The sequence below is a fragment of the Croceivirga radicis genome, assembly GCF_002072105.2.
In the GTDB taxonomy this organism is placed as follows: Bacteria; Bacteroidota; Bacteroidia; order Flavobacteriales; family Flavobacteriaceae; genus Croceivirga; species Croceivirga radicis.
Genome location: NZ_MTBC01000002.1, coordinates 279,387 through 303,215, shown reverse-complemented (window position 1 = coordinate 303,215; position 23,829 = coordinate 279,387). Strand labels below are relative to the sequence as shown.

Annotated in this window: 24 protein-coding genes; 13 read left to right on the top strand and 11 right to left on the bottom strand. The window is 37.0% G+C overall.

Annotation, left to right across the window (positions count from 1 at the left end):
• Positions 1-73 precede the first annotated feature (73 nt).
• Positions 74-898: a thymidylate synthase gene (locus tag BUL40_RS04235; protein ID WP_080318203.1), complete on the top strand. Its 825-nt coding sequence runs from the start codon at positions 74-76 to the stop codon at positions 896-898.
• A gap of 79 nt (positions 899-977) precedes the next feature.
• Here BUL40_RS04235 and BUL40_RS04230 read toward each other — a convergent pair whose 3' ends face one another.
• A complete protein-coding gene (locus BUL40_RS04230; RefSeq protein WP_244901817.1) occupies positions 978-2,720 on the bottom strand; it encodes a hypothetical protein in 1,743 nt (580 codons plus the stop codon).
• A 221-nt stretch (positions 2,721-2,941) separates the two neighbouring features.
• Here BUL40_RS04230 and BUL40_RS04225 point away from each other — a divergent pair, with 221 nt between their 5' ends.
• Genes BUL40_RS04225 through egtD form a run of 4 tightly spaced genes read left to right on the top strand, consistent with a single transcriptional unit; the run spans position 2,942 to position 7,325 of the window.
• On the top strand, positions 2,942-3,646 hold the full coding sequence (locus tag BUL40_RS04225; protein ID WP_029511459.1) for a response regulator transcription factor: 705 nt from the start codon (positions 2,942-2,944) through the stop codon (positions 3,644-3,646).
• Positions 3,643-5,142 (top strand): sensor histidine kinase, encoded by a 1,500-nt coding sequence (locus BUL40_RS04220; RefSeq protein WP_080318201.1) that lies wholly within the window; start codon positions 3,643-3,645, stop codon positions 5,140-5,142. Before BUL40_RS04225 ends, BUL40_RS04220 begins: the two co-directional genes overlap by 4 nt.
• Positions 5,143-5,184: 42 nt before the next feature.
• Positions 5,185-6,345 carry an ergothioneine biosynthesis protein EgtB gene (gene egtB, locus BUL40_RS04215; protein WP_080318200.1) on the top strand — a complete coding sequence of 387 codons (1,161 nt, stop codon included), beginning with the start codon at positions 5,185-5,187 and terminating at the stop codon, positions 6,343-6,345.
• A gap of 8 nt (positions 6,346-6,353) precedes the next feature.
• Positions 6,354-7,325, top strand: coding sequence for an L-histidine N(alpha)-methyltransferase (gene egtD / locus BUL40_RS04210; RefSeq protein ID WP_080318310.1), 972 nt, complete (start codon positions 6,354-6,356; stop codon positions 7,323-7,325).
• A 39-nt stretch (positions 7,326-7,364) separates the two neighbouring features.
• Here egtD and BUL40_RS04205 read toward each other — a convergent pair whose 3' ends face one another.
• On the bottom strand, positions 7,365-7,661 hold the full coding sequence (locus BUL40_RS04205) for an isoamylase early set domain-containing protein (RefSeq protein ID WP_010518320.1): 297 nt from the start codon (positions 7,659-7,661) through the stop codon (positions 7,365-7,367).
• Positions 7,662-7,814: 153 nt separating this feature from the next.
• Positions 7,815-8,909: an aminotransferase class V-fold PLP-dependent enzyme gene (locus BUL40_RS04200; protein WP_080318199.1), complete on the bottom strand. Its 1,095-nt coding sequence runs from the start codon at positions 8,907-8,909 to the stop codon at positions 7,815-7,817.
• 46 nt (positions 8,910-8,955) lie between these two features.
• Between BUL40_RS04200 and BUL40_RS04195 the strand changes: the two genes are divergently transcribed.
• Positions 8,956-9,342, top strand: a complete 387-nt coding sequence (locus BUL40_RS04195) for a 2TM domain-containing protein (protein WP_080318198.1) — start codon at positions 8,956-8,958, stop codon at positions 9,340-9,342.
• Positions 9,339-9,830 carry a dihydrofolate reductase gene (locus BUL40_RS04190; protein WP_080318197.1) on the top strand — a complete coding sequence of 164 codons (492 nt, stop codon included), beginning with the start codon at positions 9,339-9,341 and terminating at the stop codon, positions 9,828-9,830. Before BUL40_RS04195 ends, BUL40_RS04190 begins: the two co-directional genes overlap by 4 nt.
• Here BUL40_RS04190 and murI read toward each other — a convergent pair whose 3' ends face one another.
• The 8 genes from murI to BUL40_RS04150 all read right to left on the bottom strand — a co-directional run bounded on the left by murI (position 9,831) and on the right by BUL40_RS04150 (position 17,907).
• On the bottom strand, positions 9,831-10,610 hold the full coding sequence (gene murI, locus BUL40_RS04185; protein WP_080318196.1) for a glutamate racemase: 780 nt from the start codon (positions 10,608-10,610) through the stop codon (positions 9,831-9,833).
• Between the two features lie 79 nt (positions 10,611-10,689).
• On the bottom strand, positions 10,690-11,199 hold the full coding sequence (locus BUL40_RS04180; protein ID WP_010518326.1) for an OmpH family outer membrane protein: 510 nt from the start codon (positions 11,197-11,199) through the stop codon (positions 10,690-10,692).
• 45 nt (positions 11,200-11,244) lie between these two features.
• Positions 11,245-12,096: an OmpH family outer membrane protein gene (locus tag BUL40_RS04175; protein ID WP_080318195.1), complete on the bottom strand. Its 852-nt coding sequence runs from the start codon at positions 12,094-12,096 to the stop codon at positions 11,245-11,247.
• A gap of 104 nt (positions 12,097-12,200) precedes the next feature.
• Positions 12,201-14,831 (bottom strand): outer membrane protein assembly factor BamA, encoded by a 2,631-nt coding sequence (bamA, locus tag BUL40_RS04170; protein WP_080318194.1) that lies wholly within the window; start codon positions 14,829-14,831, stop codon positions 12,201-12,203.
• On the bottom strand, positions 14,803-15,543 hold the full coding sequence (locus BUL40_RS04165) for an isoprenyl transferase (RefSeq protein ID WP_029511461.1): 741 nt from the start codon (positions 15,541-15,543) through the stop codon (positions 14,803-14,805). The genes bamA and BUL40_RS04165 overlap by 29 nt, the downstream gene beginning before the upstream one ends.
• Before the next feature lies 1 nt (position 15,544).
• Positions 15,545-16,231, bottom strand: coding sequence for a type IX secretion system protein PorG (porG, locus tag BUL40_RS04160; RefSeq protein WP_080318193.1), 687 nt, complete (start codon positions 16,229-16,231; stop codon positions 15,545-15,547).
• A 136-nt stretch (positions 16,232-16,367) separates the two neighbouring features.
• The gene (locus BUL40_RS04155; RefSeq protein WP_010518402.1) at positions 16,368-17,249 is read right to left on the bottom strand and encodes an NAD kinase; all 882 of its coding nucleotides are present in this window, start codon (positions 17,247-17,249) and stop codon (positions 16,368-16,370) included.
• 1 nt (position 17,250) lies between these two features.
• Positions 17,251-17,907, bottom strand: a complete 657-nt coding sequence (locus BUL40_RS04150; protein ID WP_010518403.1) for a CBS domain-containing protein — start codon at positions 17,905-17,907, stop codon at positions 17,251-17,253.
• A gap of 87 nt (positions 17,908-17,994) precedes the next feature.
• On the opposite strand from BUL40_RS04150, the gene BUL40_RS04145 reads away from it, so the two are divergent.
• The 6 genes from BUL40_RS04145 to clpP all read left to right on the top strand — a co-directional run bounded on the left by BUL40_RS04145 (position 17,995) and on the right by clpP (position 23,796).
• Positions 17,995-18,708 carry a pyridoxine 5'-phosphate synthase gene (locus BUL40_RS04145; RefSeq protein WP_080318192.1) on the top strand — a complete coding sequence of 238 codons (714 nt, stop codon included), beginning with the start codon at positions 17,995-17,997 and terminating at the stop codon, positions 18,706-18,708.
• Positions 18,708-19,478, top strand: a complete 771-nt coding sequence (locus BUL40_RS04140) for an alpha/beta fold hydrolase (protein ID WP_080318191.1) — start codon at positions 18,708-18,710, stop codon at positions 19,476-19,478. The genes BUL40_RS04145 and BUL40_RS04140 overlap by 1 nt, the downstream gene beginning before the upstream one ends.
• 133 nt (positions 19,479-19,611) lie before the next feature.
• On the top strand, positions 19,612-21,195 hold the full coding sequence (locus BUL40_RS04135; protein ID WP_080318190.1) for an SGNH/GDSL hydrolase family protein: 1,584 nt from the start codon (positions 19,612-19,614) through the stop codon (positions 21,193-21,195).
• 70 nt (positions 21,196-21,265) lie between these two features.
• On the top strand, positions 21,266-21,616 hold the full coding sequence (locus BUL40_RS04130; RefSeq protein ID WP_010518409.1) for a phage holin family protein: 351 nt from the start codon (positions 21,266-21,268) through the stop codon (positions 21,614-21,616).
• Between the two features lie 92 nt (positions 21,617-21,708).
• A complete protein-coding gene (gene tig, locus BUL40_RS04125; protein WP_080318189.1) occupies positions 21,709-23,031 on the top strand; it encodes a trigger factor in 1,323 nt (440 codons plus the stop codon).
• 84 nt (positions 23,032-23,115) lie between these two features.
• The gene (gene clpP / locus BUL40_RS04120; RefSeq protein ID WP_010518411.1) at positions 23,116-23,796 is read left to right on the top strand and encodes an ATP-dependent Clp endopeptidase proteolytic subunit ClpP; all 681 of its coding nucleotides are present in this window, start codon (positions 23,116-23,118) and stop codon (positions 23,794-23,796) included.
• The last annotated feature ends 33 nt before the right edge of the window (positions 23,797-23,829 follow it).

Sequence of the window (23,829 nt, the reverse complement as noted above, 5' to 3'; positions counted from 1 at the left end):
TAGGTTGAATTATCCGCTACTTTTATTTTTAGTTTAATGTCTTATCTATACATGAGACAGTAGAGCGCTTTTTATGAAACAATACCACGATTTATTAAAACATGTCCTTGCAGAGGGCAATCAAAAAGGAGATAGAACGGGCACCGGAACCTTAAGTGTTTTTGGTTACCAAATGCGATTTGATTTACAAGAGGGTTTCCCTATGGTGACCACAAAAAAATTGCACTTAAAATCAATTATACACGAGCTACTTTGGTTTTTAAAAGGCGACACAAACATTGCCTATTTACAAGAAAACGGCGTACGTATTTGGAATGAATGGGCAGATGAAAATGGCAACCTTGGTCCTGTTTATGGGCACCAATGGCGCAACTGGAATAGTGAAGAGATTGACCAAATCAAAGAGGTAATTGATACCTTAAAGAACAACCCCAATAGCCGTAGAATGTTGGTTTCTGCTTGGAATCCCAGTGTTATGCCAGATACTTCTGTATCTTTTTCAGAAAATGTAGCCAATGGTAAAGCAGCTTTACCGCCTTGCCATGCCTTTTTTCAATTTTATGTAGCCAATGGAAAGTTGAGTTGCCAATTATACCAACGTAGTGCAGACATCTTTCTTGGAGTACCTTTCAATATTGCATCTTATGCCTTGTTCACAATGATGATGGCTCAAGTTTGTGGTTACGAAGCTGGGGAATTTATCCACACCTTTGGAGACGCACATATTTATAACAATCACATGGAACAAGTAGAACTACAATTAAGTAGAGAACCTAGACCTCTACCCACAATGGAATTAAATCCTGATGTTAAAGACATATTTGACTTTACGTTTGAAGATTTTACCCTAAAAAATTACGACCCACACCCACATATTAAAGGTGCCGTGGCCGTATAAATACATAAGCCCAAACCGAATGGTTTGGGCTTTTTAAATAAACAAAACACTTAGAAAAGACCATTCTTTTCCATAGCAATTAGTTTCGTGTTACGGTTATACTGTTAGAAAGTCCGTACAAACCTTCCAAATCGTCTACATTATTACCCATTTCCAAGCCTGTTAGCCCGTCTTCATAACGCATATACCAGATTAGACAAACGCCTGTACCCGCACCATCAAAGTCTACACTTTCTACCGCTGCCAATGTTGGTGGCAAGCCTAAGATATTACCTTGGTCGTCTGTAATTACCCAAGTACTGTTACTTCCTGTGGCAGCACTACTATCCAAGCTAATACCGCTTACCATATCTGGGTTACCATCTACTTGAAAGGTAAAAGGACCACCAGAAATAACTCCAGCATTTGGATTTCTATATACACTTACGCTATTAGATAACGCAAAAAAACCATCCAAATCGGCTGCATTTGCTCCAGCTTCCAATCCCACAATACCATCTTCATAGGTTATGTGCCATATTAAACACAGTCCTATGCCTGCGCCATCAAAATCCACCCCTTCTACGGCTTCTAATGTTGGCGGCAAACCTAAAATATTAAGGTCTGCATCTGTAATTACATAACCTTGATTGCTACCTGTTAGCTGAGTTTCGTCCAAAGTAATGCCACTAACCATATCGGCAGTCCCATCTACAGAAAACATAAAAGGTCCGCCAGAAAGGATACCTGCGTTTAATGCGTTTCTGTTTACTGTTACAAAGTTAGACACGGCAAATTGCCCAGTAAGATTATCTAGGTTACCACCTTGCTCCAATCCGCCTAATTCTGCGGAATACGTTAAATGATAAATGTAACAAGAACCTACGCCAGCTCCATCAAAATCTACACCCATTACTGCTTCTAAAGTCGGTGGCAATCCTAGAATATTTTTAGCATCGTCTGTGATTACATAGGTTTGATTTTCACCATTTAAGTCCGTCTCGTCCAAAGCAATAGCAGACACCATGTCTGGCATTCCATCTACCACAAAATTATAAGGGCCTCCACTTAATGCACCAGCATTTAGACCAACTCTATCTACTACAACAAAGTTAGACAGGGCAAATTGCCCGGTAAGACTATCTAGGTTACCACCTTGTTCCAATCCGCCTAATTCTGCGGAGTACGTTAAATGATAAATGTAACAAGAGCCAACACCAGCCCCATCAAAATCTACCCCCATCACTGCTTCTAAGGTTGGTGGTAAACCCAAGATATTTTTAGCATCATCTGTAATTACATACGTTTGGTTATCGCCGGTTACATTTGCTGCATCCAATGCAATTTCTGAAACCATATCTGGTAAACCATCTACAACAAATTCGTACGGTCCGCCAGATAACATTCCGGCGTTTAGGCCGCTACGATTTACAACAATAAAGTTGGATAAATCAAACGTGCCATCTAAATCGTCTAAATTCTGTTCGGTTTCCAAACCTGTTAAACCCGTTTGGTAGGTAATATGGTAAATATAGCATACACCTTCTCCTGCCCCATCAAAATCCACCCCTTCTAAGGCTTCAAAAGTTGGCGGTAAGCCCAAAATGTTCTTAGCGTCGTCTGTAATCACAAAAGACTGTACATCTCCTTGTCCTGTAAAATTGTCTAAGGTTATTCCGCTTACCATATCTGGCACCCCATCTACCGTAAAGTTAAAAGGACCGCCAGCTAGTGTGCCAGCTTCTAAAGTTTCTGGTGTCATAGTACTATCATCGTCATCTGAACACGAGACTACGACTAAGGCCAATATTGATACTAGCCATAATGATTTAAAGTGGTTCATTGTTATAATTTTTAAGTTTTGACAAAGGAACCCACCACAGATTGCAAACTCTTCACAGAAATTTAAAGATTTATTACATGTTGATTTTCAATACTTTAATTCCTATTTTAATATCAAATTGTTAGCCTTTTAAGAAAAGTGCGACTATTTTATCACAAACCATCACAATGCCTTGTGGACTTGTGAACTTTTTGTGAAATATTATGTCTTATTTAGCCCGTATGAAGCAGGTATTGATTATAGAGGACGACCCGGAAATTATCCATTTATTAGAACTCCATTTAAAAGACTTGGACTGCCAAGTGGAAACCGCTACAAAAGGGATAGAAGGTTTGGAGAAAGCTTTATCTCTTAAGCCAGACCTTATTGTTCTAGATGTAATGTTACCAGAACTAGACGGAATAGAAATTTGCAGAAGACTACGTGCCGCACAACTAAATAGTCCTATTTTAATGCTTACGGCAAAATCTGAAGAAATAGACAAGGTACTAGGTTTAGAAATGGGCGCAGATGACTACCTAACTAAACCCTTTAGCATACGAGAATTCTTGGCACGTGTAAAAGCCATTTTTAGACGCGGTAATATGAGTGCTCCCGAAGCACCTATAACTAAGGAAACCAAAAAAATGACCTTTGGAGAATTAGCAGTAGACTTAGAATACAGGAAGGTTACCCTAAAAGACAAAAAAATAGACTTAAGCCCTAAAGAGTTTGACTTACTGGTGTTACTGTCTAGCAATCCCGGTAAAAGTTATGACCGTACCAAGCTACTTAACCTTATTTGGGGTTATGATTTTCAGGGTTATGAGCATACGGTAAACTCACACATTAACAGATTGCGCTCTAAAATAGAGCCAGACATGGGCAATCCAAGATATATTTTAACCTCTTGGGGTGTTGGCTATAAATTCAATGAAGAAGTATGAAAGAAAATCTCTACTCTAACCGGCTTATTACCAAACTAATAATTTCGTTCTTAGCGGTACTCCTTTTGGCCGGTATTGGTTTTACGGCGGCCACATTTTATTTTTCCAATCACTATTTATCCGAAACCACACAGCGATTGCACGCTAATTTAGCCCAAGATTTAATAGACGAAAAATTTGTTTCTGAAAGCCCCATAGATAGTTTGGGCAATGTAAACAAAGCCTTGTTTGGCGATATTATGCACGATATGATGGGAATAAATCGTGCTATAGAAGTTTATCTGTTAGATATGGAAGGAAAAGTACAGTATTCTGTTGTTCTAGACCATAGTGACCCCAAAAAACAACAAGAACAAGTTGCCTTAGCTCCAATTGAATCTTTTATTGCTCAAAATGGAAATGGCTATATCTTAGGAGACAATCCTAGAAGTCCTGGAGAAGAACAAATATTTTCTGCAGCCAAATTTTCTAAAGGTGGAAAAGAAGGCTATATCTACATTATTTTAGCTGGGCAAGATTACAGTAATACCAAAGCGTTATTGTTTGGCGGATATGCACAAAAAATGGGTTTGGGCATCTCTGTCCTTACCTTGTTTTTTGCCGGACTTTTAGGCATTCTTAGTATTTGGTATCTAACCAAAAACTTACGGGAAATTAGTTATGCCGCCAAGCGTTTTCAGCAAGGAGATTTGGAGTACCGAATTGCTGCCAAGCACAAAACCGATTTAACTGGACTTGCCAATACCTATAATGAGATGGCAGATACCATATTAAAAGATATGGAACACATAAAATCTTTAGAAAACATGCGTAGGGAACTTATTGCCAATATTAGCCATGACCTGCGTACGCCCTTATCCGTAATACAAGGTTATATAGAAACTTTGAAAATGAAAGAAGGACAATTATCTGAAAGCGATAAAGAACGCTACATGGATATTATAAGTTCTAGTGGTGAGCGATTATCTAAAATGATAGCCCAATTGTTTGAGTATTCCAAGTTAGAAGCCAAGCAAATAACCCCAAAAAAAGAACCATTTTTATTAAGCGAATTGGCGCATGACATTTGCAACAACTATGAAGTATTGGCGCAGAAAAAGAACATTCAATTTTCACTGGACATTCCAGAAAACGTGCCGCTGGTATTTGCAGATATATCTTTGGTAGAACGTGCCATCCAAAATTTAATAGACAATGCCCTAAAATTTACGCCAGAAAACGGCACGGTTACACTTCAATTAGTCAACAACAATAAAGAAGTTGCTATTTTAATAAAGGATGACGGCCCTGGTATCACAGAAGAAAATCAGGCTTTAATTTTTGAACGCTACAGACAAACCAAACAAAGTCATGAAAAAGAAGGGGCCGGCCTAGGTTTAGCCATTGTAAGAAAAATTGTAGAACTGCATAATGCCAGCATCAAGGTATTAAGCAAACCCAATGAGGGAACCATTTTTAGCTTTTCTTTACCAATTTATAACATATCCAATGCGTAGTAGCCCCCTATTTAATGCGTATATTTAGAAAAAACGCTATCCATGCCCACAATGCACCCCATGCTGGAATTTTTCTTAGCAACAAGAAAACAATCCGAAAAACTTTGTGCACCCCTAGCTACAGAAGATTATGTGGTACAACCCATAGCAGATGTGAGTCCACCAAAATGGCATTTGGGCCATACTACTTGGTTTTTTGAAGAGTTTATCCTTAAACCCTATGTAAAGAATTACAAAACCTATCATGAGGATTTTTCTTTTGTCTTTAATAGCTACTATGAAACCGTTGGCAAACGAGTGGTACGTGCAGACCGTGGCAATTTAAGTAGACCCACCGTTGCTCAAATTTACAGCTATAGAGAACAAGTTACCCAAGCCATATCAACCCTATTTGATGCCCCCATTACTGAAGATGTAGCAGTACTTTTAGAAATTGGTATTCATCATGAAAAACAACACCAAGAATTATTGCTAACAGATATTAAGTACATTCTTGGTAACAATCCTCTATTGCCAAGTTATGATGATAAGATTATTGAATATCCCCCTGATGCAACACAAACGGAATGGATTTCCATTGATGAGGGAGTTTATGAAATAGGTCATAAGGGCGATGCTTTTTGTTATGACAACGAATTGGGTAGACATAAAGTCTACCTTCATGATTTTAGTATTAGAAACACGTTAGTAACCAATGGTGAGTTTTTAGAATTTATAAACGATGGTGGTTATGAACGTTTTGACTTATGGCATGCAGAAGGATGGGATTGGGTAACCAGCAACAATATTAAAGCTCCCAATTATTGGCACTTGGTAGCAGACAATTGGCAGTATTATACCTTACAAGGTCTACAACCAATTCAATTAAATGTGCCTTTAGCTCATATTTCCTTTTATGAAGCCTTTGCTTTTGCCCAATGGAAGGGTTTACGACTGCCCACAGAATTTGAATGGGAAGTTGCGAATGACAAACTACAATGGGGTAGCCGGTGGGAATGGACAGAAAGTGCTTATCTACCCTATCCAAACTATAAAAAAGCAGACGGGGCTTTGGGCGAATACAATGGCAAGTTCATGGTAAGCCAAAAAGTACTAAGGGGTGGGTCTATAGCCACTCCAAACAACCACACACGCCACACCTATAGAAATTTTTTTCACCCACAATTAAGGTGGCAATATACTGGCCTAAGACTGGCAAAATAAAACACGTAATGGAAAAAACAACTACACCTAAAACGAATATGGTTTTTGCCAGAGAGGTAAAAGAAGGGCTCAGTGCATTTCCTAAACATTTATCTTCCAAATACTTTTATGATGAAATTGGAGATAAGCTTTTTCAGCAAATTATGGCTTTGCCAGAGTATTACTTAACACGAGCAGAATACACAATATTTGAGCAACATAAATCAGAAATAACCGCTAGCTTTTCTACTCCAAATGTTCCGTTTAATTTGTATGAACTTGGTGCCGGTGACGGTACTAAAACCAAACTACTTTTAAAGGAACTTTTAAAACAAAAGTATCAATTTGAATACCGCCCAATAGATATTAGTGCCAATGCTTTAGCACAACTAAGTACCTCCTTGACCAATGAGCTGCCTAACGTATCTGTACGACCTATACAAGGCACTTATTTTGATAGTTTAAAAGAAATGGGACAAACACAAGAAAAGAAAAAGGTAATCTTGTTTTTAGGTTCTAACATTGGCAACCTTAACCATAAACTAGCGGTAGAATTTTTGATGAATATTGCCCATATTCTAAATAAAGACGATTTATTCTTTATGGGGATGGACCAAAAGAAACACCCTAGGACAATCTTAAATGCCTATAGCGACCCGTCTGGTATTACGGCAGCATTTAACAAGAATGTCTTAACCCGAATTAACAATGAATTAGGAGGCAATTTTAATTTGGACAACTTTATTCATTGGGAGAGTTATAACCCGGAAACAGGTACTGCAAAAAGCTATTTGGTTAGCAAAATAGCGCAAGAAGTTACCATAGATATCTTAGAACAAAGCTTTGAGTTTGATGCTTGGGAGACTATACATACCGAAATTTCACAAAAATATGATGATGCTATGGTCTACCAAATGGCAGAAGATGCCGGTTTACGTGTGGTGAACCAATTTAAGGATGCAAATAGTACTTTTAAAAACTACTTATTCACTATAGCATAGAAAAAAGGAAAGCCCCGTTTTTAAACGAGGCTTATATAGCTAAAGTTCTATTACAGCGTTTTCTGCACCCGCATAATCGTTCCATTGGTAACGATCTGCAGACTCATCATTTACGTACGTTTTGTCTACAAGATAGCGAAACTCATAGGTATTCTCCTTAGGTAATTCAAATGTTCCTTTAAAGGTTCCATTCTTTAATTTTTTAAGTGAACTTCCTTTAGGGTTCCAATTATTAAAATCGCCAACTACCGCTACATTCTCTGCTTCTTTTGCTGGTACCGTAAAGGTTACCTTACAAATTGGCTTACTTTTTAAGTACTGTTTTTTGATTGCCATGACAACTAATTTTCATTAAAAATTCAATTACAAAACAAATCATAAAAGTATTAATTGTCAACAGGTTAGCATCGATTTATCATTTTAATAAATTCGCCTTAATCTAACGTTGACTTTCTATGAAAAAGTAAGATTTTTTTGTCATAAACAGAATTACATAACCTTCTTTAACAAGTTTATTATTTCCGTAATATCTTCTAAAGTATTGAAAAAGTGAAAACTAAATCTTATTCTTCCTCCACGCATAGAACAAACTACACCTTTTGATAGTAACTCCTTAAATAGCGTTTCATCTCCAGAAATGCTGAATATAGTACTATGCTCGGACCTATTTAATACTTGAGCCTCTAGTAAACCTAAGGTGCTAAACTGTTCAAAAGCATAACTAGAAAGCACCTTATTTTGGTTGGCTATGTTATCCTTACCCAAACTATTTAACCATCTAGTAGAAAAACCCAATGTACCAAAAGCCAGCGAATCTAAATGACCTGGCTCAAAAAATTTATTGAAAGACACTTCGCCTTTCTTATCAAAATCTCCTTCTACAGAGCCAAAACCAAAATTGGTTGTCTTTAACCATTTTTCTGCTTGGTTAGAAAAAAGAATAAATCCGTTACCATATCCACCCAGCATCCATTTGTAACCACTAGCCAATAGCACATCTATTTTACTGGCCTCAAAATCTAGAGGATAAGCTCCACAGTATTGTGTACCGTCTACCAGTAACAACACCTCTGGATACAATTCTTTTAGTTCTACAAAAAACGATGGTTTTAGCATAAAACCGTTTAACCATTGCACCAGGCTTACAGCAACAACCGTAATACCCTCTTCCTTTATTGCTGTTTTTATTCTTTCTTCTAGATTAGTGGCCAATTCAATAAAATGGAGTTGATGGTTGGCTTTTTCAAATGGCCAAAGTAGACTTGGGTAATCTTCTTTAATAAGCAGAATGTTTTGCCCCTCCTTTAATCCGGGAACAACCATACCCATACCATAACTAAAACTAGGTACTAGAGATACTTGGTGAAGCTTGCAATTAAAAAACGCTGACAATTCTAGTCTTGTATTACCAATAACTTTTCTACCGGCAACAAAATCGTCACTAGCCTTTAAGAACAAATCCAAATCGCGTTCTTGCCTCCATTCTAGCAGCTCCTCATAAAATGGGCCAGCTGCCGCACAATTAACATATATCTGGTTCCTAAGCGCGGGAAACTCCTTTCTAATTTGCTTTATATCTAGCATTATTGCGGTGTATTTCAGTTATATTTGTTTATAAAGATAACCAAAGATGTTTTCTAAAAAGAAGCCAAAAAACGATATAGAACTGGAACAGCACGAACTGCTGGAACACGCTCAAAAAAGAGTTAGGCAAAAGAAAAACCTATTTACACATTTTGTTATTTTTTTAATTGGAAGTGTCTTTCTGGTCCTAATCAATAAAATTTTAAAATACGGAGAAAACTATAACTGGTTTATTTGGGCCATAACAGTATGGGCGTTTTTATTTGTAATCCATTTGGTAAATGTTTTTGTAACCCAAAAGTTCATGGGCACGGAGTGGGAACGAAAACAACGCGAGAAGTTAGTGGCCAAGCAAAAAAAACGTATTGCCGAAATTCAAAAGGAAATTGAAACCGACTTTCCCTTATCCCAAATCAATAAAAAAAAAGAATGAACCAACTAATTTTAATAGCAGCTGCCGCAGAGAACAATGCCTTGGGAAAAGACAATGATTTGCCTTGGCACTTACCAGATGATTTTAAACGCTTTAAAGCATTAACCACAGGACACAAAATAATCATGGGCAGAAAAACGCTAGAAAGCTTTCCTAGCCCTTTACCCAATAGAGAGCACATAGCCATAACACGAGATAAAAACTATAAGCCTAAGTTTCCGTGCACTATTGTCCATTCTATAGAAGAGGCACTTAGTTTAATTGCACCTACCGAAGATGCTTTTATTATAGGTGGGGGCGAAATTTATGCGCTAGCCATACCTTTTGCCACTAAAATTGAATTAACACGGGTACATGCAGAAATAGAAGCCGATGCCTTTTTTCCAGAATTAGACAAGGATGTTTGGCAATTGGAGCAAGAAGTATTTCATGATAAAGATGATAGGCATGAATATGCATTTACCTATAGAACTTACACCAGAAAATAATTAAAAGTCTAAATACGCAACTTTAGCACTTTTTAGTGGTACAAATTGCTTTAAAAGAACAGCGTCTTTGTTACTGTAAAGACAATGATCTACCAAAGCTGTTTTAGGCGCTAAAAGATTATTTTTTTCCAAAACAGTTTTAGTTTGTTTGGCAACCGCTAAACCTGAATCTAAAATGGTAATATCTGATGGTATCATATCTTTAAGAATAGGAATTAAGTAAGGGTAATGCGTACAACCCAAAACCAAACAATCCATTCCTTTAGCTATCATAGGGTATATGTAAGTGGCCAATAAATCTCTCATTTCTTTAGATTCTAGTTTACCTTCTTCTATCAAATCTACCAATCCCGTACCTACCTGCTCAATTACCCTTATTCCAGAAGCGTGCATTTTTGTAGTGTTATGAAATAAGCTACTGGATAGGGTACCCTTTGTAGCCAACACCCCAACCACTCCAGTTTGGGTTTTAAGAGCCGCCGGTTTAATAGCCGGCTCTATACCTATAAATGGTACAGCATACGTTTCCCGCAAGGTTGCAATAGCATTTGTGGTGGCCGTGTTACAAGCTACTACAATCAATTTAGCACCTTTCTTTAATAGGTATTCGGTATTTTTAATACTTAGGGATAGAATTTCTTCTTTAATTTTTTCACCATAAGGTGCATTGGCACTATCTGCCAAAAACAGCGTAGACTCATAAGGCAACAGATGCATAACTTCTTTCCAGATAGATGTACCGCCAATACCAGAATCAAATATACCTATAGGTTGTTTCATACACTAAAAATAAAAAACCATTGGTATTTGGTAATTTCCAAACGCCAATGGTTTCTATCTATTTTTAAACTAACGTCTGTTAGAAGCCTAATTCTTGTTTTACTGAAGGCAATAAATCTTTACCTTTTGCCACGATTAAGCCACCACCTTGAGAGGCATCAATTACGTAATCGAATCCTTGCGCCGCAGCTACTTTTTCTATGGCCTTTTTAGCTTTTTCTGAAATTGGAGCAAATAATTCTGCTTGCTTTTGTTGCATTTCTTGCATTGCTGCAGCCTCTGCCTCCTGAATGTTCTTTTCAAAACCTTGTAACTCTACCGCTCTCTTGTCATTCTCTTCTTTAGATTTAGAAGCTGCTTCGTTAGAGTATTGCGTATACTTATTTCTAAGTTCGGTCATAGAACCTTCCAACTGTGCCTTATATGTTTCTTGAAGCTTTTTTAACTCCGATTGTGCCGCCTTCATTTCTGGCATTTCTGACAAAAGTTTGTTTACGTCAATATGGGCAACTTTACTTTGTGCATTTACAAAACCTGTTGTCGCTACCATCAACACCAACGCCACAACAATCTTTTTTACATTTTTCATAATTTTAAATAGCTTTAATTTGAGTATAAATTCTAGTGTTCAGTTTTAATTACTAGTTGAATCCTTTTCTTTTTTCTTTTCTTCTTCTAATTTTTTTCTTTCCTCTTCTTTAGCCTTTCTTTTGGCTTCTCTTTCTTCTAACAATTTCTTTCTACGTTCTTCATAGGCCTTTTTACGCTCTTCACGTAGCTTTAGCTGATCTGCACGTTTTTGTTCTGCGGCTTTTGCATTATTTTCTTTTAAAGCCTGGGCTTTTTCTTGCCTTTCCCTTAGCGCATCACTTATTTCCTCATCTTCTTCTGCTTGCTCTTCTTGAAACTTACGCAGCCTATTCTTATCGTTCTGTGCCTTGTTACTAGCACTTACTTTTCTAGTCCTTGCTATCTCCCTAAGGACCATATCGCTGATATCGTGCCTTTTTTCGGAATACAACATTACAACATCTGCAGATTTATCAAAAATAAAATCATATCTTTTATTCTGACCTATTTTTTGCACCTCTGTGAACACTTGGTCTTGTATAGGCTGTATTAACAAACGCTTCTGCAAAATCAAATCGCCCTGAGGACCAAAACGGTCTTGTTGATAAGCCAATGCTTCTGTCTGTAAAATTTGAATTTCTTCTTCCCTTTCTGCAATTAACTCATCTGTAAGCAACACCTTCTCCGCAGCCAAATCTTTTTTCATTTGATCTACCTCTGCCAACTTCAACTCAATCTCTTGCTTCCACTTATCTGCTTTAGCGTTTAATTGTTCTGTTGCTTCACGGTACTCTTCTACATTTTCTAAAATGTATTCCATATCTACATAACCAATTCTAACGCCTACTACACGTTGTGCCGTAGCAGACATGGCCATGATTAGGCATCCTAATACTAAGAACGTTTTTGTCTTCATTTGTTGAATCCGAATTTTACATAGAAAATATCGTGCCAAAAATACTATTTAGTTTAAAATGAGCATGTTAAACAATTTGGTTTTAGACAATAATTTCTAATCTATTAAAATTGTTGACCAATAATGAAGTGGGTTTGCCAACCGCTTTTTACGCCAGGATTAATGTTATCGTCATCAAAACCATAACCAAAATCTATTCCTAACAAACCAAATGCAGGCATAAAAATTCGTAACCCCACCCCAGCTGATCTCTTTAACTGAAACGGATTAAACTCCTGAAAATTGTTGAATGCATTACCAGCCTCTAAAAAAGATTGTACGTAGATAGATGCTGAAGGTTTTAAGGTTAATGGATACCTAAGTTCTAAAGAGAATTTATTGTAGATGGTACCACCTTCCCTATCCGTACTTCTAGTAGATGGATTGAATGAGGTAAAAGCCAATGAACTATTGTCATAACCCCTTAACTGTATAACATCCCTTCCATCTAAGGTAAAGTTACCAAGGCCGTCTCCTCCTACGAAGAAACGTTCAAAAGGTACATCTCCTATATTGTTATTGTAGTTACCTAAGAACCCAAATTCCGCATTGGTACGTAAAACCAATTTACCAACTAAGTTGGTGTACCAATCTCCTTTAAATTTAACCTTATAAAATTCTAACCACTTAAAGCGTTCTTCTTCCAAATTTTCCAATTCATTAACTTCTTGCGTGGTTAATGTACGCTCTCTAGCTGTATCCGTTAGTTCTTCTACCCTATCGGTAATTGCCCCATAATCCTTATTGCTAAATAAAGAATATGGTGGTGTAAACTTGGCGGTTAATTCAAAATTAGAACCACTCATAGGAAAAATACGGTTTGGACCTTGAGAACTTCTAGACAACCCAAATGTATAGGTTATAGAGTTGGCACTACCGTTACCAAAATTAAACAAGCCCAAGTTGTATTCGTTAAAATCATAATACTGATAACCTAGGGAATGGCTAACCGTAAAAAAGTCATCTGGCCATTGCACACGTTTAGCCAAACCAGTAGACACACCAGTTATGGAGAAACTACGATCTTTGTTCACCTCAATTCTACCGGTGTTAGAGAAATTGGCCAAGAACTGCTGCGTTCTAGAAAAACTAAGATTAAAACGAACGGGTTTTTTACCATTTAACCATGGTTCTGAAAAATCAAGACTATATACTCTAAAGGTTCTACTACCCTGCAATCTTAAAGCAAAGGTTTGCCCATCTCCCATAGGAACAGGTTTGTAGGCCTCTTTGTTAAATAAATTTTGAATGGAAAAATTATTAAAAGACAAACCTAAGGTTCCAATAAAACCACCGCCACCAAAACCGCCTTGTAGTTCTATTTGGCTAGAACCTGCTTCTACTAGATTATAGTTAATATCAACGGTACCCGCATCTGGGTTTGGATTTTGGATATCTGGAACAATCTGTTCTGCATCAAAAAATCCTAATTGACCAAGTTCTCTAACACTTCTTACAATGTTTTCCTTGCTATACTTTTGACCAGGTCTTGTACGCAACTCCCTAAAAACAACATGGTCATTGGTCTTATCGTTACCGTTTACCGTTACGTGATCCAAGAAAGTTTCTTTACCCTCAATAATACGTATCTCAAAATCAATAGTATCATTTACCGCAGAAATTTCTACTGGGTTTATTTGTGAAAACAAATAACCATTATTCTGATACAGGTTTGTTAAGTCTATAGCATCTGGTTTACTATTATCTGCGATACGTTTTTTAAGTAATACACCATTATAGGTATCTCCTTTTTTAACGCCTAAAACCTGAGCCAACTCCCTATCCGTATAAACCGTATTACCAACAAAATTAATGTCGCCAAAATAGTATTTATCTCCTTCTTCTACCTCTATCTTCAGCTTTATGTTATTTTCATTTACCTGAACAAAAGTATCAGAAACCACACGGGCATCCCTATAGCCTCGTTCTGCATAGGTATCTATTAAATTATCTAGATCTTCTTGATAATCATCCTCAATATATTTAGACTTTTTCCAGAAGCGATAAAACTTTTTTTGCTTGGTTTTCTTTAAAGACTTCTTTAAACGCTTGTCCGATAACTTTTCATTACCAACAAACTCAATTTCGTCAATTTTTACCTTTTCTCCTTTCTTAACGTTTATCACCATCTTTTCAGAGTTGGTACCAACCGTGTCAGGAGCTGTGGCAATGGATACTTGTGTATTTAAATATCCTTGTTTTCTATACTTATTTTCCAGGTACCCTTTTGAATTCGCAATTAAACTCTTAGTAAGCTTTTTACCTTTTTTCAAGTCAGTATCATCCAGAATACCTTGAACCTTCTTCTGTTTTACACCGTACACGGTAATATCCGATAAGGTAGGACGTTCTGTTATCTGTAGTTGCAGAAATACCTTATCTCCTTCTATATAATGGTAAAAAGCAATATCACTAAACAAATCTAGGTTCCACAGCTTTTTTATGATACCACTTAGCTCTTCTCCTGGCACTCTAATTGGTTGCCCTACCCTAAGACCAGTATAGGTCTTAACGGTTTGTTCGTTATAGCTTTGTAGCCCAGTTACTTCTATACCACCTAAGATATATTCTTTGCTAGACTCCAAGGAGGTTGGTTGGGCTATTGCTACTTGTGCAAATAAAAGGACAGGAATTAAAAATAGGCCTAAAGAAGTATTTTTTAGGCGGTTAGTTAAGTTGTTCGCTAGTTTTTCCAAATCTTCGTTCTCTATTCTGGTAATTTATTATTGCATCTACCAGATGCTCTTCATTAAAATCGGGCCAAAATACGTCAATAAAATATAATTCGGCGTATGCTATCTGCCAAAGTAAAAAATTACTGATTCTGTGTTCTCCGCTAGTACGGATAACAAGGTCTACATCTGGCAGGTTATGCGTGTAAAGATGTGTATTAATAAGGTTCTCGTCAATATCCTCTACTGAAATTATATTATTTTTAACTTTGGATGCGACGCACTTTACCGCGTTTTTTATTTCTTCTCTAGAGCCATAGCTAAGGGCTAATGTTAGCACAAGCCCTGTATTCTTGGCTGTTTTACTTATAACATCTTGAAGTTCTTTAGCTGCTTTTTGCGGCAAAGCTTCCAGATTGCCTATTGCATTGAGTCTTATGTTATTATCCTCAAAAGTCCTTAATTCTTTCCTAAGAGACCCTATTAAAATCTTCATTAAAGTTTGGACTTCTAACTTTGGCCTTTTCCAATTTTCCGTAGAAAAAGCATAAAGCGTTAGACATTCTATATTGAGCTTAGCACAGCTTTCTACGGTTCTTCTAACAGCAGTTACTCCATTTTCATGACCAAACACACGTAATTTGCCTCTTTGTTTTGCCCATCTTCCATTGCCATCCATAATTACAGCAATGTGTTTTGGTAATCTGTGTTTATCTACTTGGTCTAGGTTGTTCATTTTATTCAAAACAATCTTGGCAGGGTTTTCTACCAAAAGTATAGGTTAACGTAAATCCTGAAAATACGTACCAGTCGTCACTCAGAATATTTCCAAACTTAAACTCATCAAAATTGGAACCTTCAGGATTACTGGCGTCCAAATTATCGGTAAAAGTATAGCGTGCACCAATTTCCACACCTAATATTAAAAACTGATTAAGCCGATACTTTGCCCCAATTGTCATTGGAATTGCGAAACTACCATCTTTTTGGTTAATATCCTGAACTTGTTGTGCATCAATGTAGTTAAAATCATACCTAAAGTATGTAAGTCCAGTATACAAGTAGGGTGTAAATGCAGGTCCTAGCTTATGTAAGTTGTATTCCACAAAATTAAACTCCAGTCCTGCGGAGTACTCTGTAATCTTATTCTCTACCCTATAACCACGCTGTTCCCTGGAAGCCATATTACTCTTGGAATCATCCATTACTACCTTGCCATGATACACACTACCCCTGTAAGCAAAACGTTTGGCTTTATTCCATTTAAACAACCCACCAAAAGCCACTCCTGTTGGAACTATATAATTAGTGCTCCCAACATCTGTAATGGTATTGGCCCCACCAGCAAACAAACCTGCCTCATAGGTCTGTGCTTGGCCCCAGATACCAAAACAAAGTATAATAACAAAGAATATTTTTCTCATCTACCTATTCCTAATTTTACACTGATTCTTCAGCGATTTAAAAAAGGCATGCAAATATAACAATCCAAAATTGCCATAGTTTTCATTGCCATAAACTGTTCCTCAAGTAAAACAGTTTTAGCGCCTATTTATTGTTCTAATTACGCTTGTCTTCTCCCCAAAGTAGTTTGTTTCTCAAAGTTTTAAGAAAACTCTCTGCTTTGTATTCAATCATATTAATAGTGAAGTCTGCCTTTTTAATAATTATTTCCGTTCCATTTGGTATGGTAGCAATTCTAGAATCTAAAGAAAGTAAATGGTTTTCTTCCCTACCGGAAACCTTTATTCTTATTTCGGTATTATCAGCGATAACAAAAGGGCGTGCATTCAAGTTATGTGGTGCTATTGGAGTAAGCACCAAAGCCTTGGCCGAGGGTGCAATTACGGGCCCACCACAACTTAAAGAATATCCCGTTGAGCCTGTAGGGGTAGATAAAATTAAGCCATCTGCCCAGTAAGATGTCAGGTATTCGTTGTCTAAAAAGGTTTCTACCGTAATCATAGAGGTGGTATCTTTTCTGCTTACGGTAATTTCATTAAAAGCAAAATTTAAATCCCCAAAGTGACCTATTTCCGTTTCATTTGATAACGCCACCAGACTCCTTTCCTCTATACTGTAATGCCCCTTTAAAAACTCCGTCACTACTTTGGATACATCTTCCTTTTTAAAAGTAGATAAAAAACCAAGTCTACCGGTATTGACCCCTACTATAGGAATACCCAAATCTTTGATATAGGTTACGGCCCGGAGCATGGTTCCGTCTCCACCAAAACTCACGAACATATCAAAATCCTTATCTAGACCAGAAGTTTTATCAAAGGTGCTATACTCGTATACGGATAAAGCGGTTGCAATTTTTTTAGCAAACTTTTTTTCTACCGCGAATTTGGCCTTAATTTTTTGAAGTTCGGTTATTAGTTGAATTACAAAAGGTATATCTTCTTCTAATATTACCTTACCGTAAATGGCTACCTTCATATTAAACGTTAAGGTATTTATTTAAATAATCTGAACGCTGTTTTAAGTCTTCCAAAAATTGGTCGTCATTGTTTCCAAAAAGAATATTGTAGCTATAACGCCTAAAGGTTTGTATTACCTCGTTTAAGTTGGCATTTGCTATTTTAAGGGTAACCTGCACCAAATCGTTCTCATTATCCGTAATCAATGCTCCCAACAATTTACCGTTGTTGGTCTCTACAATTTGGGCTATTTCGCTCATGGAATAATCCCTTACTCCTTTTGATACAACCAAAATACCTCCAGGTTCGGTAAAAAAAGGCGTACCAATAAAAAGGGTTACAATATCATTTAGATTATAATAGCCCAAAAAACGTTGGGATGCATCCAATACGGGAACTAGATTGGCATCGTTACGCGCAAAAGCCTCTAGAACATCTAGCCAAAGTGTTTCTGTAGTAACCGAAAAAGTCTCTAGTTGATACCTAAATTCCTCAATACTTTTACCCTTCTCAAAACAATCTTGATCGTTTTCCGATAGCAGACCCAAATACTCGCCTTTATCTACCACAGCCACGTGAGAGAACATAGTTTCTTCAAAAAATGTAATTACATCGTCCAAAGTGTCCTTAATATGAAAAACCGGTAAGGTGTCTATTAATTTATCTTGAATATGCATAACCTTTTACTTACTAACAAAACTACACATTAATAGTGAGCAAAAGGCGTGCCTGTTTTGTATTTTTGGACTTATTTAAGTTATACTATGACAAAATTAAGCGTAAACATAAATAAGTTGGCCACCCTAAGAAATAGCAGAGGAGGCAACGTACCCAATTTAACTCAATCTACATTAGACATAGAACGCTTTGGCGGGCAGGGCATAACCGTACACCCCAGACCAGACGAACGCCATATTAAATACCAAGATGCTAGAGACCTTAAACCCATTATTACTACGGAATTTAACATAGAAGGCAACCCAATTCCAAAATTTGTAGACTTGGTTTTAGAAGTAAAACCAGCTCAGGTAACCCTTGTACCAGATGCAGTAGACGCCATAACTTCCAATGCGGGTTGGGACACTATTAAAAACCAAGCATTCTTAAAAGATGTAATTACAACTTTTAAAGAACACAATATTAGAACCTCCATCTTTGTAGATCCAGATGTGAAGATGGTAGAAGGGGCCGTTGCAACTGGCACAGACCGTATAGAGTTATATACAGAAGCTTATGCAGAAGCTTATGCGGCCGGAAACCTCAAGGGAATAGACCCCTTTGTGGTAGCAGCAACAAAAGCACAAGAAGTAGGCTTGGGACTAAACGCTGGGCACGATTTAAATTTGGAAAACATTAAATTTTTCAAAGAAAACATTCCTGATTTATTAGAGGTATCCATAGGGCATGCCTTAATCTGTGAATCTATATACTTAGGATTAGAAAACGTGATAAACTTGTATTTACACCGTCTAAAATAATGGAAGTATTACATTCAAAAATATTGGGCGAAGGCTCACCCTTACTAATATTACACGGTTTTTTGGGAATGAGCGACAATTGGAAAACGCTAGGCGCCAAATATGCTGAAAATGGTTTTGAAGTACATTTAATTGACCAAAGAAATCACGGTAAAAGTTTTCATTCAGACCTTTTTAATTACGATGTGTTGGCAGAAGACCTTAAAAATTATATGGACCATAAAGGTATTTCTAGTGCTAATTTATTAGGTCATTCTATGGGTGGCAAGACCGTGATGCAATTTGCCGTAAGTTATCCGGAAAAAGTAGAAAAATTAATGGTTGCAGACATTGGGCCAAAGTTTTATCCACCTCACCATCAAGCCATACTTAATGCCCTACAACGGTTAGACTTTAATTCAATAAGTAGTAGAACTGAAGCAGACGAACATTTATCAGAACATTTAAAAGATTGGGGCATTAGGCAATTTCTACTTAAAAATCTGTATTGGGTAAATAAAGGCACACTAGGATTTAGGTTCAATCTAGACGTTCTCAAGGACCGAATGGAAGAAATTGGGGAAAATATACAAACTACGGATAGTTATAATGGGGCTACTTTATTTTTGAGAGGAAGTAAATCCGAATACATTTTACCCAATGATTATTCTGAAATAAAGAAACACTTCCCTAATGCCAAAATAGAAACTATAGATAACGCTGGGCACTGGCTCCATGCCGAGAATCCAAAAATGTTCTTTTCAAAATCACTAGAATTCCTAAATCAGTAAAAAATAACAGTTTTTATTATGCATGCATAATTTTTTATCCTTAAAAATTGCATGAATCATAAATATAATCTAGATTTGGTTTAACTGATATTAACAATAATTTCAACTTAAACTAACTCAAATATTTAGGTGTATGAAAAAGTTCCTTGCCCTTTTACCAATTATGGGGCTGCTCTTTATTTCTTGTGAAGATGATGATACTATAGACGGTACGGTAACACCGGAACCAGATCCAGTAAACTATAGTAGTGGATCTGCAGACTTTTCTAATTACGTTTCTATAGGAAACTCTTTGACGGCAGGTTTTTCTGATAACGCCCTTTTTATTGCAGGGCAAGAAGCCTCTTTTCCTAACATGTTGGCCGGTGCATTTGCAGAAGCTGGTGGCGGGGATTTCTCCATTCCTTTTATGAACGATAATTTGGGCGGCATGACGCTTGGAGGACAAGCAATTAGCCAAAACAGACTTATTCTATCTTTTACTTCTGGCTCTCCGGCTCCTGTTAACGTAGAAGGCCAAGGCTCTACGGAAATTTCCAATACACTTTCAGGACCTTTTAACAATATGGGTGTACCTGGTGCTAAAAGTTATCATGTTTTAGCTCCTGGTTACGGTAATGTACAAGGGGTAGCTTTAGGGTTAGCCAACCCTTATTTTGCTCGTTTTGCATCCGCTCCTGACGCTACCATTTTGGGAGATGCCGCGGCACAAAATGCATCTTTTTTCACATTATGGATTGGCAATAACGATGTATTGGGCTATGTAGCAGCTGGTGGTGATGGCGAAAACCAATTGGGCAATTTAGACCCATCTACTTATGGTTCCAATGACATCTCCGATCCAATGGTGGTTGCAGGTGCGATCCAAGCAATCTTGCAAACCATGACAGCCAATGGTGCTAAAGGCGTCATAGCAAATTTACCAGATGTAACAACTATTCCCTATTTAACAACGGTTCCTTACGCACCTTTAAGTCCGGCCAATCCAGATTTTGCTCCGCAAATCCCTGCATTGAATGCTCAATTTGCAGGATTAAACCAAGTATTTGATGCGCTAGGGGTTCCAGAACGTAAGTTTACTTTTTCTGCTACAGCGGCTAGTTCTGTTATCATAAAAGACGAAAGTTTAGTAGACTTATCTGCCCAAATAACCCAAACACTAATAGCTGTTGGCACGGATGCCGGTACAGCCCAGGTTTTAGGTTTCCTTTATGGCCAGGCTAGACAAACCACAGCAGATGATTTATTGGTATTACCAAGCTCCAATGTTATAGCTACTTTAAATGAAGAAGCTTTTGCAACACTACAAGGTTTAGGATTGCCTGCAGCTACCGCCGGTCAATTAGCGGTAAATGGTATTACATACCCTTTAGAAGACAAATGGGTTTTAACTCCAGCAGAACAAATGGAAGCTAATACTGCAATGGAAAGTATAAATACCTTAATACAAGGTCTTGCCACACAGTTTGACATTGCATTTGTTGATGCCAATGCAATCTTAACAGACCTTAGGGAGAATGGCATTACCTTGGCAGACGGCAGTAAAGTAACCGCAGATTTTGGCACGGGCGGCGGTTTCTCTTTAGACGGTGTTCACCCATCGCCCAGAGGTTACGCAATATTGGCCAATGCATTTATAGACGCTATAGAAACAAAATACAATGCCACATTGCCAAGCGTAAATCCGCTAGACTATACTGGTTTGTACATTAACTAATCCAAACTTTAACAGTTAATTAGAAGCATCGTTTTAAAACGATGCTTTTTTTTACTCAAAATTTTAAACTATGAAACTCATATTAAGAATCTTACTTAGTGCCGTGGCTGTATTTATACTTGCACATGTTCTACCTGGGGTTGGTGTAGACAGTTATTTTACCGCAATACTTGTAGCCATTGTGCTAAGCCTGCTTAATTTTTTGGTTAAACCCATTTTGGTCATCTTAACCCTACCCATAACCATTGTTACTTTAGGGCTTTTCCTATTAATCATTAATGCACTTATAATCCTACTAGCAGACAGCGTAATTAGCGGATTTAGTGTAAGTAGTATTTGGTGGGCTTTGTTATTTAGCTTACTCTTATCCTTTTTACAATCTATCTTGTTTTCACTACTAAAAGAAGACACTAAAAATTAATCTTTACTAACTGATTTGCAATTGCTTAAAAACTTGTTGAACAAAAGAAAATGTACTACTTTTGCCAGCCATCAATAAAATTGAATATTTAGATGAATATTTCCAAAGAGCAGATAGACGATTTAAATGCAGTTGTAAAGGTTGAGATTACCAAAGCGGATTATGAAGACAAGGTAAACGATATTCTCAAGAATTACAGAAAACAAGCCAATATTCCTGGCTTTAGAAAAGGACAGGTTCCAATGGGACTGATAAAAAAACAATACGGTAAGGCCGTATTGGTAGACGAAGTAAATAAGTTATTACAAGACAATCTTAACAAATACCTAACCGAAGAAAAATTAGATGTTCTTGGTAATCCACTACCAAAACAGCAAGATAATTTTGATTGGGATAGTGATACTTTAGACTTTGAGTTTGAATTAGGTCTAGCTCCGGATTTTGATGTTAAATTGAAAACAAAAAAAGCCATTACCCAGTACAAAATAGTTGCTGACAAAAAAATGGTAGATGAGCAGGTAGAACGTATTCAAAAACAATACGGTAAAATCATCTCTAAGGATACAGTAGAAAAAAACAGTGAGGTTACGGGAACCTTTACCTATAGCGAAAAGGAAATTACTAAAACCACTACCGTAGAAGTAGACAAACTTAAAAGTAAAAAAGCAAAAGACGCTTTAGTAGGTAAAAAGGTAGGTGATACCGTTACTTTGAACACCAAAGGCTTATTTGCAGAAGATTACATGTTGGCCTCTGCTACAGGTTTGTCTAATGATGAGGTTAAAGATTTAAAAATTAATTTAGAATTCACCATTGAAGAAATCAATGAAAGAGAACCCGCAGAATTAAATCAAGAATTGTTCGATAAACTTTTTGGAAAAGATAACGTTACTTCAGAAAAAGAAATGAAGGACAAAATAAAAGAAGATTCCGAAAAGCAATTTGAGCAACAAGCGGATCAGAAATTATTGAACGATGTTACCGAAAAGCTTATAGACGAAACTACTTTTGAACTACCTGCCGGTTTTCTTAAAAAATGGATTCAATTTAGTGGTGAAAAAGAGCTAACGGAAGCAGAAGCAGAGGAAGAATACGAAAAGTCTGAAAAAGGTTTACGTTATCAACTAATTGAAGGAAAAATCATAAAAGATAACGACCTTCAGGTGCAGTTTGATGAGCTTAAAGAGTTCGCCAAAGGATTTATTAAAACCCAAATGGCGCAATACGGACAATTAGATCCAAAGGAAGAAGAGTTAGAAGGTATTGCCGCTAGAGTATTAGGCAACCAAGATGAAGTTAAGCGTCTTTCTGAGCAGCTAATGAGCCAAAAATTGTTAGATCTTTATAAAGAAAAAGCTAATCTTAAGGCTAAAGAGGTAAGCTATGAGAACTTTGTAAAAGAGGTTTACGGATAGCGTTTTAAATAATTGTATCTTTACGGTTCTGAAATTTTCTATTTCAGAACCTTTTTTTTGTCTAAAAATAAGCGATAAAATCCTATGGATTACGGAAAAGAATTTGAAAAATACGCTACTAAGCATCATGGAGTTAACAGCATGTATTACGATAAAATCGTAAGCAGTATGTTCCCAGTAAACCTTACCCCTAACATTATAGAAGAAAGACAACTAAATATTGCAGTATTTGATGTTTTCTCTCGTTTAATGATGGATAGAATTATCTTTTTAGGAACAGGTATTAATGACCAAGTAGCCAATATTGTGCAAGCACAATTATTGTTTTTGGAAAGTACAGATGCCAATAAAGACATCTCTATATATATTAACTCTCCTGGTGGTGGTGTTTACGCTGGGTTAGGTATTTATGACACCATGCAGTTTATTAAACCAGATGTTGCCACAATTTGTACCGGTATAGCCGCCTCTATGGGCGCCGTTCTTTTGTGCGCAGGAGAAAATGGTAAACGTAGCGCCCTACCCCATTCTAGAATTATGATCCACCAACCTTTATCTGGGGCCCAAGGGCAGGCAAGCGATATTGAAATTGCAGCTAAAGAGGTATTGAAAATTAAAGATGAGTTATACGACATCATAGCTAAACATTCTGGCCAAACCTTTGATAAGGTTTATGAAGATAGCGACCGTGATTTTTGGATGAAAGCGGATCAAGCCAAAGAATATGGTATGATAGACGAAATTTTAACTAGAGACAAAGCATAAATTCGATGTACGAACTGTCGTTCATCGAAACGG

What these genes read in the sequence shown, in the direction of transcription:
- BUL40_RS04235 (WP_080318203.1), top strand. Translation starts at nt 74, where the DNA reads ATGAAACAATACCACGATTTATTAAAACATGTCCTTGCAGAGGGCAAT.
- BUL40_RS04230 (WP_244901817.1), bottom strand. Translation starts at nt 2,720, where the DNA reads ATGAACCACTTTAAATCATTATGGCTAGTATCAATATTGGCCTTAGTC.
- BUL40_RS04225 (WP_029511459.1), top strand. Translation starts at nt 2,942, where the DNA reads ATGAAGCAGGTATTGATTATAGAGGACGACCCGGAAATTATCCATTTA.
- BUL40_RS04220 (WP_080318201.1), top strand. Translation starts at nt 3,643, where the DNA reads ATGAAAGAAAATCTCTACTCTAACCGGCTTATTACCAAACTAATAATT.
- egtB (WP_080318200.1), top strand. Translation starts at nt 5,185, where the DNA reads ATGCCCACAATGCACCCCATGCTGGAATTTTTCTTAGCAACAAGAAAA.
- egtD (WP_080318310.1), top strand. Translation starts at nt 6,354, where the DNA reads ATGGAAAAAACAACTACACCTAAAACGAATATGGTTTTTGCCAGAGAG.
- BUL40_RS04205 (WP_010518320.1), bottom strand. Translation starts at nt 7,661, where the DNA reads ATGGCAATCAAAAAACAGTACTTAAAAAGTAAGCCAATTTGTAAGGTA.
- BUL40_RS04200 (WP_080318199.1), bottom strand. Translation starts at nt 8,909, where the DNA reads ATGCTAGATATAAAGCAAATTAGAAAGGAGTTTCCCGCGCTTAGGAAC.
- BUL40_RS04195 (WP_080318198.1), top strand. Translation starts at nt 8,956, where the DNA reads ATGTTTTCTAAAAAGAAGCCAAAAAACGATATAGAACTGGAACAGCAC.
- BUL40_RS04190 (WP_080318197.1), top strand. Translation starts at nt 9,339, where the DNA reads ATGAACCAACTAATTTTAATAGCAGCTGCCGCAGAGAACAATGCCTTG.
- murI (WP_080318196.1), bottom strand. Translation starts at nt 10,610, where the DNA reads ATGAAACAACCTATAGGTATATTTGATTCTGGTATTGGCGGTACATCT.
- BUL40_RS04180 (WP_010518326.1), bottom strand. Translation starts at nt 11,199, where the DNA reads ATGAAAAATGTAAAAAAGATTGTTGTGGCGTTGGTGTTGATGGTAGCG.
- BUL40_RS04175 (WP_080318195.1), bottom strand. Translation starts at nt 12,096, where the DNA reads ATGAAGACAAAAACGTTCTTAGTATTAGGATGCCTAATCATGGCCATG.
- BUL40_RS04165 (WP_029511461.1), bottom strand. Translation starts at nt 15,543, where the DNA reads ATGAACAACCTAGACCAAGTAGATAAACACAGATTACCAAAACACATT.
- porG (WP_080318193.1), bottom strand. Translation starts at nt 16,231, where the DNA reads ATGAGAAAAATATTCTTTGTTATTATACTTTGTTTTGGTATCTGGGGC.
- BUL40_RS04155 (WP_010518402.1), bottom strand. Translation starts at nt 17,249, where the DNA reads ATGAAGGTAGCCATTTACGGTAAGGTAATATTAGAAGAAGATATACCT.
- BUL40_RS04150 (WP_010518403.1), bottom strand. Translation starts at nt 17,907, where the DNA reads ATGCATATTCAAGATAAATTAATAGACACCTTACCGGTTTTTCATATT.
- BUL40_RS04145 (WP_080318192.1), top strand. Translation starts at nt 17,995, where the DNA reads ATGACAAAATTAAGCGTAAACATAAATAAGTTGGCCACCCTAAGAAAT.
- BUL40_RS04140 (WP_080318191.1), top strand. Translation starts at nt 18,708, where the DNA reads ATGGAAGTATTACATTCAAAAATATTGGGCGAAGGCTCACCCTTACTA.
- BUL40_RS04135 (WP_080318190.1), top strand. Translation starts at nt 19,612, where the DNA reads ATGAAAAAGTTCCTTGCCCTTTTACCAATTATGGGGCTGCTCTTTATT.
- BUL40_RS04130 (WP_010518409.1), top strand. Translation starts at nt 21,266, where the DNA reads ATGAAACTCATATTAAGAATCTTACTTAGTGCCGTGGCTGTATTTATA.
- tig (WP_080318189.1), top strand. Translation starts at nt 21,709, where the DNA reads ATGAATATTTCCAAAGAGCAGATAGACGATTTAAATGCAGTTGTAAAG.
- clpP (WP_010518411.1), top strand. Translation starts at nt 23,116, where the DNA reads ATGGATTACGGAAAAGAATTTGAAAAATACGCTACTAAGCATCATGGA.